Annotated in this window: 11 protein-coding genes; 4 read left to right on the forward strand and 7 right to left on the reverse strand. The window is 63.1% G+C overall.

The features are described from left to right. Positions 1 to 163 precede the first annotated feature (163 nt). Together QBK88_RS10520 and QBK88_RS10525 are read right to left on the reverse strand one after the other, a co-directional pair. Positions 164 to 1801 (reverse strand): ATP-dependent DNA ligase, encoded by a 1638-nt coding sequence (locus tag QBK88_RS10520; RefSeq protein WP_277961991.1) that lies wholly within the window; start codon positions 1799 to 1801, stop codon positions 164 to 166. After that, positions 1798 to 2808: a ligase-associated DNA damage response exonuclease gene (locus QBK88_RS10525; RefSeq protein ID WP_277961992.1), complete on the reverse strand. Its 1011-nt coding sequence runs from the start codon at positions 2806 to 2808 to the stop codon at positions 1798 to 1800. Before QBK88_RS10525 ends, QBK88_RS10520 begins: the two co-directional genes overlap by 4 nt. A gap of 150 nt (positions 2809 to 2958) precedes the next feature. On the opposite strand from QBK88_RS10525, the gene QBK88_RS10530 reads away from it, so the two are divergent. Next, on the forward strand, positions 2959 to 3504 hold the full coding sequence (locus tag QBK88_RS10530; RefSeq protein WP_268149130.1) for a glutathione peroxidase: 546 nt from the start codon (positions 2959 to 2961) through the stop codon (positions 3502 to 3504). A 72-nt stretch (positions 3505 to 3576) separates the two neighbouring features. Here the strand turns inward: QBK88_RS10530 and QBK88_RS10535 are convergent, their stop codons facing one another. The 3 genes from QBK88_RS10535 to QBK88_RS10545 form a co-directional block, all read right to left on the reverse strand. After that, complete coding sequence (locus QBK88_RS10535; RefSeq protein ID WP_277961993.1) at positions 3577 to 4848, reverse strand: outer membrane protein transport protein; 1272 nt, start codon at positions 4846 to 4848, stop codon at positions 3577 to 3579. Between the two features lie 144 nt (positions 4849 to 4992). Beyond that, on the reverse strand, positions 4993 to 5475 hold the full coding sequence (locus QBK88_RS10540; protein ID WP_277961994.1) for a hypothetical protein: 483 nt from the start codon (positions 5473 to 5475) through the stop codon (positions 4993 to 4995). Between the two features lie 301 nt (positions 5476 to 5776). Further along, on the reverse strand, positions 5777 to 5998 hold the full coding sequence (locus tag QBK88_RS10545) for a hypothetical protein (protein WP_008365955.1): 222 nt from the start codon (positions 5996 to 5998) through the stop codon (positions 5777 to 5779). Positions 5999 to 7219: 1221 nt separating this feature from the next. Between QBK88_RS10545 and rmuC the strand changes: the two genes are divergently transcribed. Further along, positions 7220 to 8596, forward strand: coding sequence for a DNA recombination protein RmuC (rmuC, locus tag QBK88_RS10550; protein ID WP_277962092.1), 1377 nt, complete (start codon positions 7220 to 7222; stop codon positions 8594 to 8596). Here rmuC and QBK88_RS10555 read toward each other — a convergent pair. Then, on the reverse strand, positions 8567 to 12037 hold the full coding sequence (locus tag QBK88_RS10555; RefSeq protein ID WP_277961995.1) for a PAS domain-containing hybrid sensor histidine kinase/response regulator: 3471 nt from the start codon (positions 12035 to 12037) through the stop codon (positions 8567 to 8569). The genes rmuC and QBK88_RS10555 overlap by 30 nt on opposite strands. 184 nt (positions 12038 to 12221) lie before the next feature. Further along, positions 12222 to 12767: a TetR/AcrR family transcriptional regulator gene (locus QBK88_RS10560; protein WP_277961996.1), complete on the reverse strand. Its 546-nt coding sequence runs from the start codon at positions 12765 to 12767 to the stop codon at positions 12222 to 12224. A gap of 89 nt (positions 12768 to 12856) precedes the next feature. On the opposite strand from QBK88_RS10560, the gene QBK88_RS10565 reads away from it, so the two are divergent. Then, positions 12857 to 14041: an MFS transporter gene (locus tag QBK88_RS10565; protein ID WP_277961997.1), complete on the forward strand. Its 1185-nt coding sequence runs from the start codon at positions 12857 to 12859 to the stop codon at positions 14039 to 14041. Between the two features lie 88 nt (positions 14042 to 14129). Next, positions 14130 to 15281 (forward strand): TDT family transporter, encoded by a 1152-nt coding sequence (locus QBK88_RS10570; RefSeq protein WP_277961998.1) that lies wholly within the window; start codon positions 14130 to 14132, stop codon positions 15279 to 15281. The last annotated feature ends 77 nt before the right edge of the window (positions 15282 to 15358 follow it).

Consider the following 15358-nt stretch of genomic DNA (forward strand, 5'->3'; position numbering starts at 1 on the left):
GGTACGCGACATTCGTTACCGGCAAATGCCAGACATCATTGTGATAGCAATTTCCGCACCATAGTCCACGAACGGGCGTTTAAATGGAGCACCCGCAGAGGCTCTGGCGCGCTGTGATGCCCAAAATCGGGCGGTCGAAAAATGGTGCACCAAAAGCGTGCGGTCAGCTCAGCAGATCCTGCAGCGTAGCCAGACTATCGGCTTCTTCCACCGGTTTGTCCTGCCGCCAGCGCAACATGCGCGGAAAACGTACGGCAATGCCGCTTTTGTGACGTTTTGACAGGGCGATGCCCTCGAAGCCCAGTTCGAACACCAGGGTAGGGCGAACGCTGCGCACCGGGCCGAACTTCTCCACGGTGGTCTTGCGCACGATGGCATCCACCTGGCGCATTTCCTCGTCGGTCAGCCCCGAGTAGGCCTTGGCGAACGGTACCAGGGTGCGTTCGCTGGCCTCGGCGGGGCCATCCCAGACGGCGAAAGTGTAGTCCGTGTAGAGGCTGGCGCGGCGGCCGTGGCCGGCCTGGGCGTAGATCAGCACAGCGTCGACGCTGAATGGGTCGACCTTCCATTTCCACCACACCCCCATGTCCTTGGTGCGGCCCACGCCATACAGTGCCTCGCGGGCCTTGAGCATCATGCCTTCCACGCCCAGACGCCGGGAGTGCTCGCGCTGCTCGGCCAGGGCTTGCCAGGTATCACCTTGCACCAGGGGCGACAGCCGCAGTACCGGCAGGTCGGCACCGGCCACCACTTGCTCCAGTTGGCGGCGGCGTTGGTGTTGGGGTTCGTTGCGCCAGTCGTGGCCTTGCCATTCCAGCAGGTCGTAGGCCAGCACGGCGACGGGAACCTCGGTCAGCATCTTCTTGCTCAGGGTCTTGCGGCCGATGCGCTGCTGCAACAGGGCGAAGGGCTGTACGCCTTCGTTCCACACCACGATCTCGCCGTCGATGACGGTGCCATCGGGCAAGGCATCGATGAGTGCCTGCAACTCGGGGAAACGGTCGGACACCAGCTCCTCGCCGCGTGACCACACCCATAGCTGGCCATCGCGCTTGACCAGTTGCGCGCGTATGCCGTCCCACTTCCACTCCACCTGCCAGTCGCTGACGGGCCCGATCAGTGTGTCGAATTGGTCCACCGGTTGCTGCAGTGCATGGGCGAGAAAGAAGGGGTAGGGCTGGCCGCCGCGCTGGGCGTGTTCATCAGCCGATTCGGCGGCGATCAGCCGGCGGTAACTGTCGGCGGTGGGGCGGTGGGACAAGTCGGTATAGCCCACCAGGCGCTGGGCCACGCGCTTGCTGTCAATGCCGGCCAGTTGCGCGAGGGCACGGGTGACCAGCAATTTCGATACGCCCACTCGGAAGCTGCCGGTGATCAGCTTCAGGCACAGCATCAGGCTTTGCCGGTCCAGTTGCGCCCACAGCGCCGGCAAGCGCTCGGCGAGGGTTTCCGGTGGCAGCCCGCGCAAGGGTAGCAGGGCTTGTTCCACCCACCAGGCCAGGCCCTGGTCACTGCTGTGCTCGGACTCGGGCAACAGCAGGGAGAAGGTTTCCGCCAGGTCGCCGACAGCCTGGTAGCTTTCCTCGAACAACCAGTCCGGGATGCCGCTGGTGGTCACGGCTATCTCGCGCAGCACCCGGCTGGGCACCAGTTGTCGGGGGCGGCCACCGGACAGGAAGTACACCGCCCATGCCGCGTCGGCGGCGTCGGCGTGGCTGAAATAATCTTCAAGCGCCTGGCGCTTGGCGTTGGTGGAGGTGGTTTCATCCAGGCGGGCATACAGTTGGGCAAAGGCTTTCATGCGCTGGCCGCCTTGTCGTCGTCTTCGTCGCCGTATTCGGTGGTAAAGCCCTGGGCGTCCAGCCCCAGGTCGCGCAGGTAGCGCACCAGCACCGCCACCGAACCATGGGTGACCATCACCCGTTCGGCGCCGGTCTGTTCGATGGCCCACAGCAGGCCGGGCCAGTCGGCGTGGTCGGAAAGCACGAAGCCACGGTCCACGCCGCGCCGCCGGCGGGTGCCGCGCAGGCGCATCCAGCCACTGGCGAAGGCGTCGCTGTAATCACCAAAGCGGCGCATCCAGGTGCTGCCACCGGCCGAGGGCGGCGCCAGGATCAGCGCCTGACGCAGGGCCGGGTCGGTTTTTTTGAAGTCGCCGGCGTAGTGGGTATCCGGAATGCGGATGCCGCCTTCGTGGTATACCCGGTTCAGCGGCTCTACCGCGCCGTGCACCAGAATCGGCCCGATGCTGGCATCGATCCCATGCAGAATGCGCTGAGCCTTGCCGAAGGCATAGGCGAACAAGACGCTGGCCTTGCCCGCCTGGGCGTTCGCGCGCCACCAGCTGTCGATCTCGCTGAAGATTTCCTGTTGTGGCTGCCAGCGGTAGATGGGCAAGCCGAACGTGGATTCGGTGATGAACGTATGGCAGCGTACCGGTTCGAACGGTGCGCAGGTGCCGTCGGCTTCCACCTTGTAGTCGCCGGATGCCACCCAGACTTCACCCTGGTATTCCAGCCGCACTTGAGCGGAGCCGAGCACGTGGCCGGCTGGGTGGAAGCTGAGCGTTACCCCGTGGTGTACCAGGCGTTCACCGTAGTCCAGGGTTTGCAGGTTGATGTCGGCACCCAGCCGCGCGCGAAGGATACCGGCGCCGGGGCTGGCGGCCAGGTAGTGGCTGTTGCCGGTGCGGGCATGGTCGCCATGGCCGTGGGTAATCACCGAACGCGACACGGGGCGCCAGGGGTCGATGTAGAAATCGCCGGGCGGGCAGTAGAGGCCTTCGGGGCGGGCGATGACGAGGTCCATGGGCGAGCCTTTTGCTGGGGGCTTAAAGGCTCAGAGGCGGGCGGCGTGTTATAAGTTTCAATGGGGCAGGCGTTGGCGTTTCAAGCCTTGAAGCGCTCGCTGGCAAGCCAGCGGCTGCACTGACGATGACTGTTGATGAGGAGCATACCCATGGCCTTGCGCTGGTTGGCACTACCGCTTCTGCTCGTGACCGGTTCGGCTTTCGCCGCCGGTTGCCCCGAACTGTTGCAAGGCCAGATGCCCGCATTGCGGGGTGGCACGCCCATCGACCTGTGTCAGCGCTTTGCTGGCAAGCCGCTGGTGGTGGTCAATACCGCCAGCTACTGTGGCTTTGCCCCGCAGTTCAGTGGCCTGGAAGGTCTGTATGGCCGCTATAAGGATCAGGGCCTGGAGATGATTGGCGTGCCCTCCAATGACTTCAAGCAGGAAGCCCAGGACACCGCCGAGACCGCCAAGGTGTGTTACGCCAACTACGGCGTCACCTTCACCATGACCCGTCCCACTGCTGTGCGCGGGGCGGATGCCACCCATCTGTTCAAGGTGCTGGCCGAGCAGAGCAGTACGCCGAAGTGGAATTTCTACAAATACGTGGTGGATCGCCAGGGCAATGTGGTGGCCAGTTTCTCCAGCATCACCAAGCCTGATGACCCGGACCTCATCGCCGCGGTGGAAAAGGCAATCGCCTCCAAGCCTTGATGCGGCCTTCAATGTAACGCCCCGGTAAATGAAAAAACCCGCCGAAGCGGGTTTTTTGCTGCAGGCAGGGAATCAGAAGCGGTAGGTCAGCGAGGTGCCGAAACCGCTGGCGCTGTTCTTGTACTTGGAGCTGTAGGCCAGCGCAGTACCCGCACCTTCGTTGATCTTCACGCTCTCTTCCCACAGGTAGGAGTAGGCGAAGTCCAACGTGATGTTGCTGACCGGGGTCCAGCCCACACCGAAGCTGACAGCCTGGCGGTCGCCCGTCGGGATGCGCGGAGAGCGGTCGACGTTGTTGGTCGGCGACTGGTCGACCGAGTAGCCGGCGCGCAGTACCACTTCCTTGTTCAGCTGGTACGCGGCACCAATGGCGTGGGCCCAGGTGTCATGCCAGTTCTGTTCTTCGGTAATGGTGCTCAGCGAGCCCGAGAGCAGGGCAGGCACGCCCTTGTTTTCCACGGTAATGTCCTGCAGGCGGCTCCAGCGGGTCCAGGTGCTGCCGGCATACACGGTCCAGTCATCGCCCAGTTTCTGGGTGATGGAGAAGTCGACCGATTCCGGGGTGTCCAGGTCCAGCGAGGCGTCGTAGCTGTGGCCACTCAGGCCCAGCAGGCTGAATGTGCCGCCAGTGACCTTGGTGTCGCCGTCCAGGTGGTAATCCACCTTGGAATGGTAGGTCAGGCCCAGGCTGGTGGTGGGCGTGGCCTGCACCAGGATGCCAGCGTTGAAGCCGATGGCTGTGTCGTTGCCGTTGATTTTCACCTTGCCGTCATTGGTGCCCGGCGTGAAGGCGTTCGGCACCATGGAGCTCAACTCGCCGTCGATGCGGTTGATGGTGGGGCCGAAGCCGATCGACACTACGTCATTGAATGCGTAGCTGACGGTCGGTTGAAAGGTGATGACCGAGACCTTGCTCTTGTTGGCGTGGTAACGGCCAGCGAAGTCGCTGTGGTAGTCGGTGATCAGGCCGAACGGCACGTAGAAGCCGACACCGAAGGCCCAGTGGTCATCAATGGGCTGCACGTAGTAACCCATTGGCACGGTGGTCATCGGCACCATGTCACCGCCTTCTTTGCCCCCAAGGGCGGCGCGACTTTGGCTGATGTCGGTCTTGGCGTCGATGACAGCGGCACCCACGGTGGCTTGTGCGCTCTTGAGGCGCGACATCCCCGCAGGGTTTCCGTAGACAGTGCTGGCATCATCGGCAGATGAAGAGCGGCCGGCGAACCCGGTGCCCATCCCGCTGATGCTGGTTTCGTTGATGGCAAAGCCACTGGCGAACAGCTGGGTGGAAGCGAGCGTTACGGCGATGCTGAGTGTGGTCTTGAGCATTACTTTTTTCATTATTAGAACTCCATGTGATCACCGAAGCGAAAACTACCAACATTTTCGCGGCGGCGCTATAGCCCGTATCGCTTGAGATAGAGCGGTTTTGTAGGACAATCCGACCAGATTTGAGGTTTATAAGCTGGCGTTATGCCACAACCTTCAGCTGGCTAATCTGTCAGGTGTCGTGATGCAACGGGCCCAGGCGGCGGTGAAGTCCCTGATGCGTCCTTGGGGTTGGAAGGTCTGACGCCATATTCTGGCCATGCCGATGAGGTCATCGGCCTGTGGCAGGGGCGTTTTCTGCTGTTCTATCAGTAGCCAGGCGATGGCGGTGGCGTATCTCAGGTTGACCGTCAATTCCTGATGCGGGCCACTCAGAAAGGCGTGTTGGCTGGCCAGCCCTCGTACCAGGCTGGCCAGCTCGGGATCCAGGGCCAGGTAGCGGTCCCAGAGCGCCTGGTGGCGCAGGGCGCCGATGCGGTAGAGGCCGTGGCCACGCCGGCCATGCAGCTCGTTACCCAGGGCTGACTGGCTGGCGGCGACGCCCAGTAGCAATGCTTCAGCGTTGGCGCAATGACGGCCCAGGTACAGCAACGTCGGGCGAATCACGTACTGGCTCAATTCCCGTGCGGCGATCCCCATAAAGCCCAGTGACCTCTCCTGTATGGCCGGCGGGGCAGGGGTGCTTGGCAGCAGTGAATCGGATAGCCCCGCCGGAAGCGGCGTGAACCGCTTGAATTGAAGTGTAGTGTCATATGTATGCTGTAAAGGGCTGTTTTTAAATTATTTGCCCGCCCCCAACGGCCGTGAATATGCCTCAGGGAAATAAGGGGGGCGCTGCAAGTTACACGCGCGAGGCGATGCCTCGGGGCTTGCAGCTGGCCGCCAAGCGGGCATAAAAAAGCCCCGCGTCAGAGCGGGGCCTCGGGGTGTTGCGGTTGCCTCAGGCAACCAGTGCCTGGCGCGTACGGTCGATAACGGCCTGCAGCGGCTCGGCGCTGGAGTATTGCTCCGGGTACAGGCGTTCGCTGTGGCGGGCAATACCGTGCTCGTTGACGATCGTGAAGCTGAAGCAGCCTTTGCGAGCGGCCATGATCAGGCAGTTCATCGGTGCGAAGGCGTGGGTCAGGGTGCGAATGGCATCTTGAGTGTGGATAGTGTTCATAGTTATTGGATGTTCCTGCAAAAGACACGGATTAAGATCCGTGCGCACTAAAAACGTTCCAGTAACGCGGGCCACCATTGGCCGAACGAAGAACCTGACTGGAACAAAAGCAGCCAGTGTGAAGCGCAATTCATATGTGGCGCTTGGGCTGACCGGTAGGTACTTAGGAGGACAGGCAACACACCGGGGCAAAGGTTCACAGCCCGTGGGTGAAGATCCTGATCAATCAGCAGGTTGGTTAGGTCAGAGTAAAGAGGCTTGGCAGCGATGCTCGTCTAAGTGCGAGGATCGTGAAGTGTTTACCTGGAAACCATCGAGTAGGTCGGTCCGCTGTTTCAGCAGGTGTTCGCTTGCTGCGAATGACGTGCTTGAGGACTGTATCGACCGTAAATTGACTTTCAGCTTGGTACTAACATTTTCAAGGCTACATCAAAGCCTGCTGCCTTGGCAACTGTTTTTTTACGACTCGGCGGCAGTGGCTTGCCAGAGAGCTTATTGCGGCTAGCAATTGCTCGCCGTGTCTACCCAGTAGCGCAGCAGGCCAGTTTGCACCTTTAGTCGCGCGTTGGGAACCCCCCAGCGGGGTGTTTTGTTCGGTAATGCTTGACACCGAGACCGAACATGGTGCGGCCCATTGCCTCCAATCGGGGCGGTTGTGCACATTGCTCACTTCACCTGCGATTTCCTTGCAAAGCCCTTGCCCATCCCACCCCTATGCTCGACTGAAAATTTAAGTCAATGAAAAAAAACGCTTTTTTGAGCTGGTGAAAAAATCGTCAGTTTGACTGAAAGCCCCATTCCATCGGGGTTTGCGGGCATTGGGAGGCGGTTGTCCACTGAGTTATCCACAGCTTCTGTGGATTGTCCCGAGCGCTTGCTCTAGCACGGGCGTGCTCGGTAATTTCATGTGTCTGGTCAAGTCTTCATCTGATTATGTCAATGCTTCGATGAGAATATTTTGCATCGCGCAGGTACCGATATTTTTTTTCGGGTGCTGTTCAAAAATGTGCGGCTATCGCCCGACCGGAGGCCAGGCGGATCATCGGTTTGCCGCCGGTCGTCGCTTCGCTCAGACTGTGCCTTTGTTTGAACGCGGTGGGAATTGAAATGGCATTGGACATCACCAGCCTGTTGCTTGGCCTGTTGCTAGCGGGGGTACCAAGCCTGGCGCTGGCGTTTCAGTTGCAGCGGCGCCTGAGCCGCGTGGACGCCGACACAGCGCTGCTGAACGAACGCCTGGCAACCGCGCAGTTGGCCCAGAGCGGCCTCAACGCGCAACTGGATGCCTGCCGTGACGAAATCAGCGACCTGGCCCAGGCCAATGGTGTCAAGCAGGCCGAACTGGCCGCACAGGGGCGTGAACTCGACCTGTTGCAGATAGAGCGCGACAACGCCCGTGATGCCGCCCATGCCTGGAACCTTGAGCGTAACGGCAAGGAAGGTGAGTTGCGCCGGCTGGCGGCTGAGTGCGCGGGCTTGCAGGCCGAGTTGCGCGAACAGCAGGACAGCCATCAACAACGGTTGACCGACCTGCAGGGGTCGCGTGACGAGTTGCGTGCGCAGTTCGCCGAACTGGCCGGCAAGATCTTCGATGAACGCGAACAGCGTTTCGCCGAGACCAGCCAACAGCGCCTGGGGCAGTTGCTCGACCCGCTCAAGGAGCGTATCCAGTCGTTTGAAAAGCGCGTGGAGGAAAGCTATCAGCAGGAGGCCCGTGAGCGATTCTCCCTGGGCAAGGAACTGGAGCGCCTGCAACAGTTGAACCAGCGCCTGAGCGACGAAGCCACCAACCTGACCCAGGCCCTCAAGGGCCAGAAAACCCAGGGCAACTGGGGCGAGCTGATTCTGGAGCGGGTACTGGAGCACGCGGGCCTGGAGAAAGGCCGCGAGTACCAGACCCAGGTCAGCTTGAAAGGCCCGGACGGTGAGCGCTTCCAGCCCGACGTGCTGATCATGCTCCCTGGCGACAAACAGGTCGTGGTCGACTCCAAGGTCAGCCTCACGGCCTACCAGCAGTACATCAGTGCCGACGACCCGGCGGTGTCCCAGGCGGCCCTGAAGCAGCACGTGCTGTCGCTGCGCAACCACGTGAAGGGGCTGTCGGGCAAGGACTACAAACGCCTGGAAGGCCTGCACAGCCTAGATTTCGTCTTGCTGTTCGTGCCTATCGAGGCGGCTTTCTCGGCGGCCCTGCAAGCGGAACCGAACCTGTTCCAGGAGGCCTTCGACCGGCAGATCGTGATTGTCAGCCCCACCACCTTGCTGGCCACCTTGCGGGTCATCGACAGCCTGTGGAAACAGGAAAGGCAAAGCCAGAACGCCCGGGAAATCGCCGAGCGGGCGGGGTGGCTGTACGACAAGTTCGTGTTGTTCATCCAGGACCTGGACGAGGTGGGCAACCGCCTGCAGCAGTTGGACAAGGCCTACAGTGCTGCGCGCAACAAGCTCACCGACGGCCGTGGCAACCTGGTGAGCCGAACCGAGCAGCTCAAGCTGCTGGGCGCGCGGGCCAGCAAGAGCCTGCCCGCCGACCTGCTGGAGCGCGCCATGACCGACGCTGAAGGTGCCTCACTGCCGGCTGAGGTGCCGATTGAGTAACGCCCGCAGCGCCGCCGGCTTCACGGGCTTGGCGAGGTAGTCCAGGCCCGCGGCATGCACCTGGTCCAGCACCTCGGGGCGGCCATCGGCACTGATGACCATGCCCGGTATCGGTGCGTTGAGTTGGGTGCGCAGCCAGGCCATCAGTTGCGGCCCGGTGTCGCCCTCATCCAGGTGAAAGTCCACCAGCGCCAGGTGTGGGCGCATGCCGTTGTCCAGCAGGTGGCGGCACTGCCGGCGGTCACGGGCGGTGAAGACCTGGCAGCCCCAGCGGCTGAGCAGGCTGTTCATGCCCACCAGGATGCTGTCTTCGTTGTCCACGCACAGCACGTTCAGCCCGCTGAGGTCATGGCCCTTGCTAGCGACCGGCGCAGGCGCTGGCGCAGCCACACTGGCCACCGGCACGGTCACGCTGAACACGCTGCCCTTGCCGGACCACGACCGCACTTGCAGGCGATGGCCCAGCACCCGGCACAGGCCGTCGGCAATGGCCAGGCCCAGGCCCAGGCCTTTTTCGGCGCGGGTCTGGTGGCTGTCCAGGCGCTTGAATTCCTCGAAGATCACGTGCAGCTTGTCATCCGGAATACCTGGGCCGCGGTCCCATACTTCCAGGCTCAAGGCCCCGGCCTTGCGACGTACGCCCAGCAGAATCGGGCCTTTGCCATAACGGAAGGCGTTTGTCAGAAAATTCTGCAAGATGCGCCGCAGCAATTTGATGTCGCTGTTGATACGCAGGCCCGACGATCGCACATGGAACGCCAGGCCCTGTTCCTGGGCCAGGGCCTTGAACTCGGCGCCCAGGGTGTCGTACAGGTCGCTCAGGGCGAAAGGTTTGCTGTCGGGGGTGATCTTGCCGTTTTCCAGGCGCGAGATGTCCAGCAGGTCGCTGATCAAATCTTCGGCCGAGCGCAGCGAGCTGTCCATGTGCTGCACCAGTTGCTGAGCGTCGGCGGACAGGCCGTCGCCCTGGTGCGACAGCGCGGCGGAGAACAGCCGCGCGGCGTTCAGTGGCTGCATCAGGTCGTGGCTGACGGCGGCCAGGAAACGGGTTTTCGATTGGTTGGCGGCCTCGGCGGTGCTCATGGCCTGGGTGAGGGCCATGTTGAGCTGGGAAAGCTCATGGGTGCGTTCAGCCACCCGCTGTTCCAGGCTTTCATTGGCGGCGGTGAGCGCCTGTTCGGCCTCGCGGAATGCGGTGATGTCGGTGAAACTCATGACAAAGCCGCCCCCGGGCATGGGGTTGCCGATCAGCTCGATCACCCGGCCGTTGGGAAACAGCCGCTCGGAGGTGTGCGCGCGGCCTTGGCGCATCCAGTGCAGGCGCCGGGCGACGTGCACTTCGGCTTCGCCAGGGCCGCACAAGCCCCGCTCGGCGTTGTAGCGAATGATGTCGGCAATGGGCCGGCCAACGGTGATCAGGCCGTCGGGGTAATTGAACAGTTCCAGGTAGCGCCGGTTCCAGGCCACCAGGTGCAGCGACTGGTCCACCACGCTGACGCCCTGGCTGATGTTTTCAATGGCGCCCTGAAGCAAGGCGCGGTTGAACTGCAGCACTTCGCTGGCTTCGTCGGCGATTTTCACCACATCTTCCAGCTGCATGTCACGGCCTTCGATGGCCGCGCGCACCACGGCGCGGGTGGACGAGCTGCCCAGCACGCCTGCCAGCAGGCGTTCGGTGTGGGCGATCCACTCGTTGTCGGCGCGCTGGCTGGGGTTGAAGCCGATGCCTTGGCGGTAGGCGAAACGGATGAAGCTCTGCCGCGCCCGGTCTTCACCGACAAAGCGTGAGGCCAGGGTCAGCAGGTCCTCGATCTGCACCGACAGGGGCAGGCGGCCGCCCGGCCGGGCGCTGGTTTCCTGGCCAATGAAGCGCCCGGCCTGCCAGTGCTCCGACACCCGCGTGCGCGATAGCGCGGACACCCAGGCGAACAAGGTGAAGTTGCCGGCCAGCGACAGCACCACGCCTTGGGTCAGTGGCGTGATAGGCAGCCCCAGTGGGTTGCTGTGCAACCAGGTCAGCCCCGGAAACAGGTGCAAGGGCAGGCCCAGGCTATGGGCCGACATGGGCAGGATCAGGGTGTAGAACCACAGGAAGGTGCCGGTCGCCAGGCCGGCGAATACGCCGCGGCGGTTGGCCTTCTTCCAGTACAGGGCGCCCAGCATGGCGGGGGTCAGTTGGGTCACGGCGGCGAAGGCGATCTGGCCGATGGTGGCCAGGCTGGCAGTGCTGCCCAGCAGCCGGTAGCTGACGTACGCCAGCAACAGGATGACCACGATGCTGATACGCCGCACCGAGAGCATCCAATGGCGAAATACTTCGAACGGCCGCTCGGCACTCTGGCGCCGTAGCAGCCAGGGCAGCAGCATGTCGTTGGAGACCATGGTCGAAAGGGCCACGCTGGCGACAATGACCATGCCGGTGGCCGCGCTGGCGCCGCCGATGAAAGCCAGCAAGGCCAGGGCAGGGTGGGCCTCGGCCAGGGGCAGGCTGATGACGAACGAATCAGGGATGACCCAGCTCGGCAGGCGCATCTGCCCGGCCAGGGCGATGGGCACCACGAACAGCGCGGCCAGGATCAGGTAAGCGGGGAACACCCAGCGGGCCAGGCGCAGGTCCTGGGGTTCGATGTTTTCGACCACCGTTACGTGGAACTGGCGGGGGAGGCAGATGATCGCCATCATCGCCACGCCGGTCTGCACCACCATGGACGGCCAGTTGATGGTTTCCTGCCAGTAGGTTTCCAGGCGCGGCGCGAGGGTGGCCTGGTTGAACAGGTCACCGAAGCCGTCATACAGGCCATAGGTAACGAACGCCCCCACACCGAGGAAGGCAAACAGCTTCACCAGCGCTTCGAAGGCAATGGCCAGGACCATGCCGCGGTGGTGCTCGGTGACGTCCAGGCTGCGGGTGCCGAAGACGATGGTGAACAGCGCCAGTACCAGCGACACCACCAGGGCGGTGTCCTGCACGCGGGTGCCGGTGGCATCGGCGCCGGCACCGATCAACAGGTTCACCCCCAGCACGATGCCCTTGAGCTGCAGGGCGATGTAGGGCAGCACGCCCACCAGGCAGATCAGCGCCACCACGACCGCCAGGGACTGGGATTTGCCGTAGCGGGCGGCGATGAAGTCGGCGATGGAGGTGATGTTTTCCTGTTTGCTGATCAGGATCATTTTCTGCTGCACCCAGGGTGCGAAGACCATCAGCAGCACCGGGCCCAGGTAAATGGGCAGGAACGCCCACAATTGCTCGGCGGCCTGGCCGACTGCGCCGAAGAAGGTCCAACTGGTGCAATAGACCGCCAGGGAAAGGCTGTACACCCAGGCGCGCACGCGCGGTGACAGCGGCGTGCTGCGGCGGTCGCCATAGAAGGCGATGGCGAACATCACGGCCATGTAGGCCAGGGCGACCGCGGCGATCAGCCCGCTGGACAGCGACATCAAGAGCTCCGATGCAAGGGGTTTAAGCGCGTCGCTCTTTTCCCGAGCTTCGCCCGGTCCCACAGGGAGCGCCCCCCTGCAGGACCGGGCGAAGCTCGGGAAAAGAGCGGCGCGGTTCCAGGTGAAGATCAGTCTCGCACGGCCAAGCCCAGCGCGTCAGCGCCGACCAAGGTCGCACTGCGGCTTACTGCCTCAGGCTGAGGTCCACCAGCTCATGCATCCGCTCGACAGAGGGTGCTGACTCGGCGAACAGAATGCGGTAAACCACCGGTGAGACGATCATGTCCAGCAAGTGGTCGGCGTGCGGCGCCGCTTCGCCGCGCTTGAGGGCGCGCGCCAGAATCACCTGCAATTGCCCGCGCAGCACCGTGGCACACTGGCTGGAACAGCCGCTGGCGATGAAGTCGCGCATCATGTTGCGGCCCGGTTCCGAGTTCATCTCGTCCAGATATTGCTCGGCCCATGCCAGCAGGTCGGCGCGCAGGGTGCCAGTGTCCGCCGGTTGGCTGTCCGGGCGCAGGCGCGCCAGGCTGACGTCGGCGAGCAGCGCGGTCAGTTCACCCCAGCGGCGGTAAATGGTGGACGGCGTGACGCCGGCGCGGCCGGCGATCAGCGGCACGGTCAGGGTGTCGCGCTCCTGCTCGTTCAGCAGGGCGCGGACGGCCGCGTGTACAGACTCTTGCACACGGGCACTGCGGCCACCCGTGCGAATACCTTCTTTGATAGCCATGAAAAGACCTTAACACAAAGCGTTTGCTTTAAGCGCGAAGCGGGTGCAGACTCCACTAATGCAATAAATTAGCTTTTGCGGAGGCTACCATGCCCAACTTGATGTCTGCGAGAAGCAGCCTGGCCTACCTGTCGGTGGTGCTGCTGACCTTCCTGGCCGCGTCCAGCGCGCCTACCCCGTTGTACCACCTGTATCAGGAGGCCTGGCAATTCTCGCCCGGCATGCTGACGATGATCTTTGGCGTCTACGCATTGAGCCTGCTGGCGGCGCTGCTGACCGTGGGGTCGCTGTCGGATTATATCGGCAGGCGCCCGGTGTTGCGCGTGGCGTTGCTGATGAACATGCTGTCGATGTTGGCGTTCATCTATGCCCGCGACGTCAACTGGCTGCTGGCCGCGCGTATTCTCCAGGGATTCGCCACCGGCATGGCCACCAGCTCCCTGGGCGCCGCGCTGCTGGATAACGACCGCAGCAAAGGGCCTTTGCTCAACAGCCTCGCCCCCCTTCTAGGCATGGCCGTGGGTGGCTTGGGCAGTGGTCTGCTGGTGCAGTACGCGCCTTGGCCTACCGGCCTGGTTTATGGGGTGTTGCTAGGGCTGCTGCTCGTGCAGACCGTGCTGCTGGTGTGGTTGCCGGAAAGTGTCAGCGCCCAGCCCGGCGCCCTGGCTTCGCTGCGCCCGCGCCTGAGCGTTCCGCCCCAGGCCAGGGCGGCCGTGTGGCGCATGCTTCCGGTCAACACGGCGGTATGGATGACCGGTGGCTTCTTCCTGTCGCTGGCACCTTCGCTGGTGCGAGCGGCGACTGGCTCGACCTCCAACCTGATCGGCGGCGCCCTGGTGGGGACCCTGACGCTCAGCGGCGCGGGCGCCATTCATGCCCTGCGCACTGTAGCGGCCGAGAAGGTGCTGCGCCTCGGCACCGTGCTGTTGGCCATCGGCATCGGCCTGGTTCTGCTGGCGGCCAATCAGCAGGCGCTGACGCTGTTCTTCATCGGTGCCGTGATTGCCGGCGCCGGGTTTGGCAGTGGCTTTCTGGGCTCGGCGCGCAGTGTGCTGCCGCTGGCCCATGCTCATGAGCGGGCCGGGTTGATGTCGACGTTCTATGTGCTCAGCTATCTGGCGTTCTGCGTGCCGGCGATCCTCGCAGGTTTTCTGGTCCGCAGCGTTGGCCTGGTGGCCACCAGCGACGGCTACGGTTTGCTGCAGATTGCCCTCTGTGTCTTGGCGCTGGTCGGCATGTGGCTGCGGCGAGGCGCACGGCCCATATCGGTATAATCGATGACCTATAGCTAAACTACCCGTTTAGCAGATAAATAAAAGGCGGCTAGCATGGCCTCACCTCGCACGAGGACAGGAGAACCCCATGCACCGCCCCATTCCCTTGGCCAGCCGGCCATTCAGCGCTTTGCAGCACCCCCGCGAAGTCATTCGTCAATTCACCCCCAACTGGTTTGCCGTGGTCATGGGCACCGGCGTGCTTGCCCTGGCCTTGGCGCAGTTGCCGGCGAGTTGGCAGTGGTTACAGGCTGCGGCTCATGGTTTGTGGGCGCTGGCGGTGCTGTTGTTTGCGCTGTTCACGCTGCTCTATGGTGCCCGCTGGGTACTGTTCTTTCATGAGGCGCGGCGCATTTTCGGCCACTCCACGGTGTCGATGTTCATTGGCACCATTCCCATGGCCCTGGCGACGCTGATCAATGGCTTCATTCTCTTCGCCCTCGCACAGGTGGGTGATGTCGCGCTGCCATGGCTGCAAGCGCTGTGGTGGCTGGATGTAGGGCTGGCGCTGGCGTGTGGTGTGGGTATTCCGTTCCTGATGTTTACCCGGCAACAGCACAGCATCGATCAGATGACGGCCGTCTGGCTGCTGCCCGTGGTGGCGGCCGAGGTCGCCGCTGCCAGCGGTGGCCTGCTGGCGCCGCACTTGCCGGACCCGGCGGCACAGTTCGGCATGCTGGTCACCAGCTACGTATTGTGGGCCTTCTCGGTGCCCGTGGCCTTCGCCATTCTGACCATCCTGATGCTGCGCATGGCCTTGCACAAACTGCCCCATGAAAACATGGCGGCGTCCAGTTGGCTGGCGCTGGGCCCTATCGGCACCGGTGCCCTGGGCATGTTGCTGCTGGGGGGCGATGCGCCGGGCATCTTTGCCGCCGCCGGGGTGTTGCCGGGCGTGGGCGACATGCTCGATGGCCTGGGGGTCATCAGTGCGGTCATTCTGTGGGGCATGGGGCTGTGGTGGATGCTGCTGGCGGTGCTGATCACGCTGCGCTACTTGCGTGCGGGCATGCCGTTCAACCTCGGGTGGTGGGCGTTCATCTTTCCGCTGGGGGTATACACCCTGGCTACCCTGCGCTTGGGGCATGTGTTGCATCTGGCCTTTTTCAGCCTGTGCGGGCAGGGGTTGGTGGTGTGCCTGGGGATGCTGTGGGCCGTGGTGATGACCCGGACTTTGCGCGGGGCGTGGCGGGGTGAACTGTTTGTGTCGCCGTGCATTGCAGCAGCACGCGGGCAATGAATAGTTACGCAGATTCGCTAATCTAGAACGGCAGATGTGGCCTGGAGGGTAGTCGGCTGCATCCAATGGCAAAAGCC

Origin of the sequence: Pseudomonas sp. RIT-To-2, from assembly GCF_029623465.1 — a bacterium.
GTDB classification, from domain to species: Bacteria; Pseudomonadota; Gammaproteobacteria; order Pseudomonadales; family Pseudomonadaceae; genus Aquipseudomonas; species Aquipseudomonas silvicola.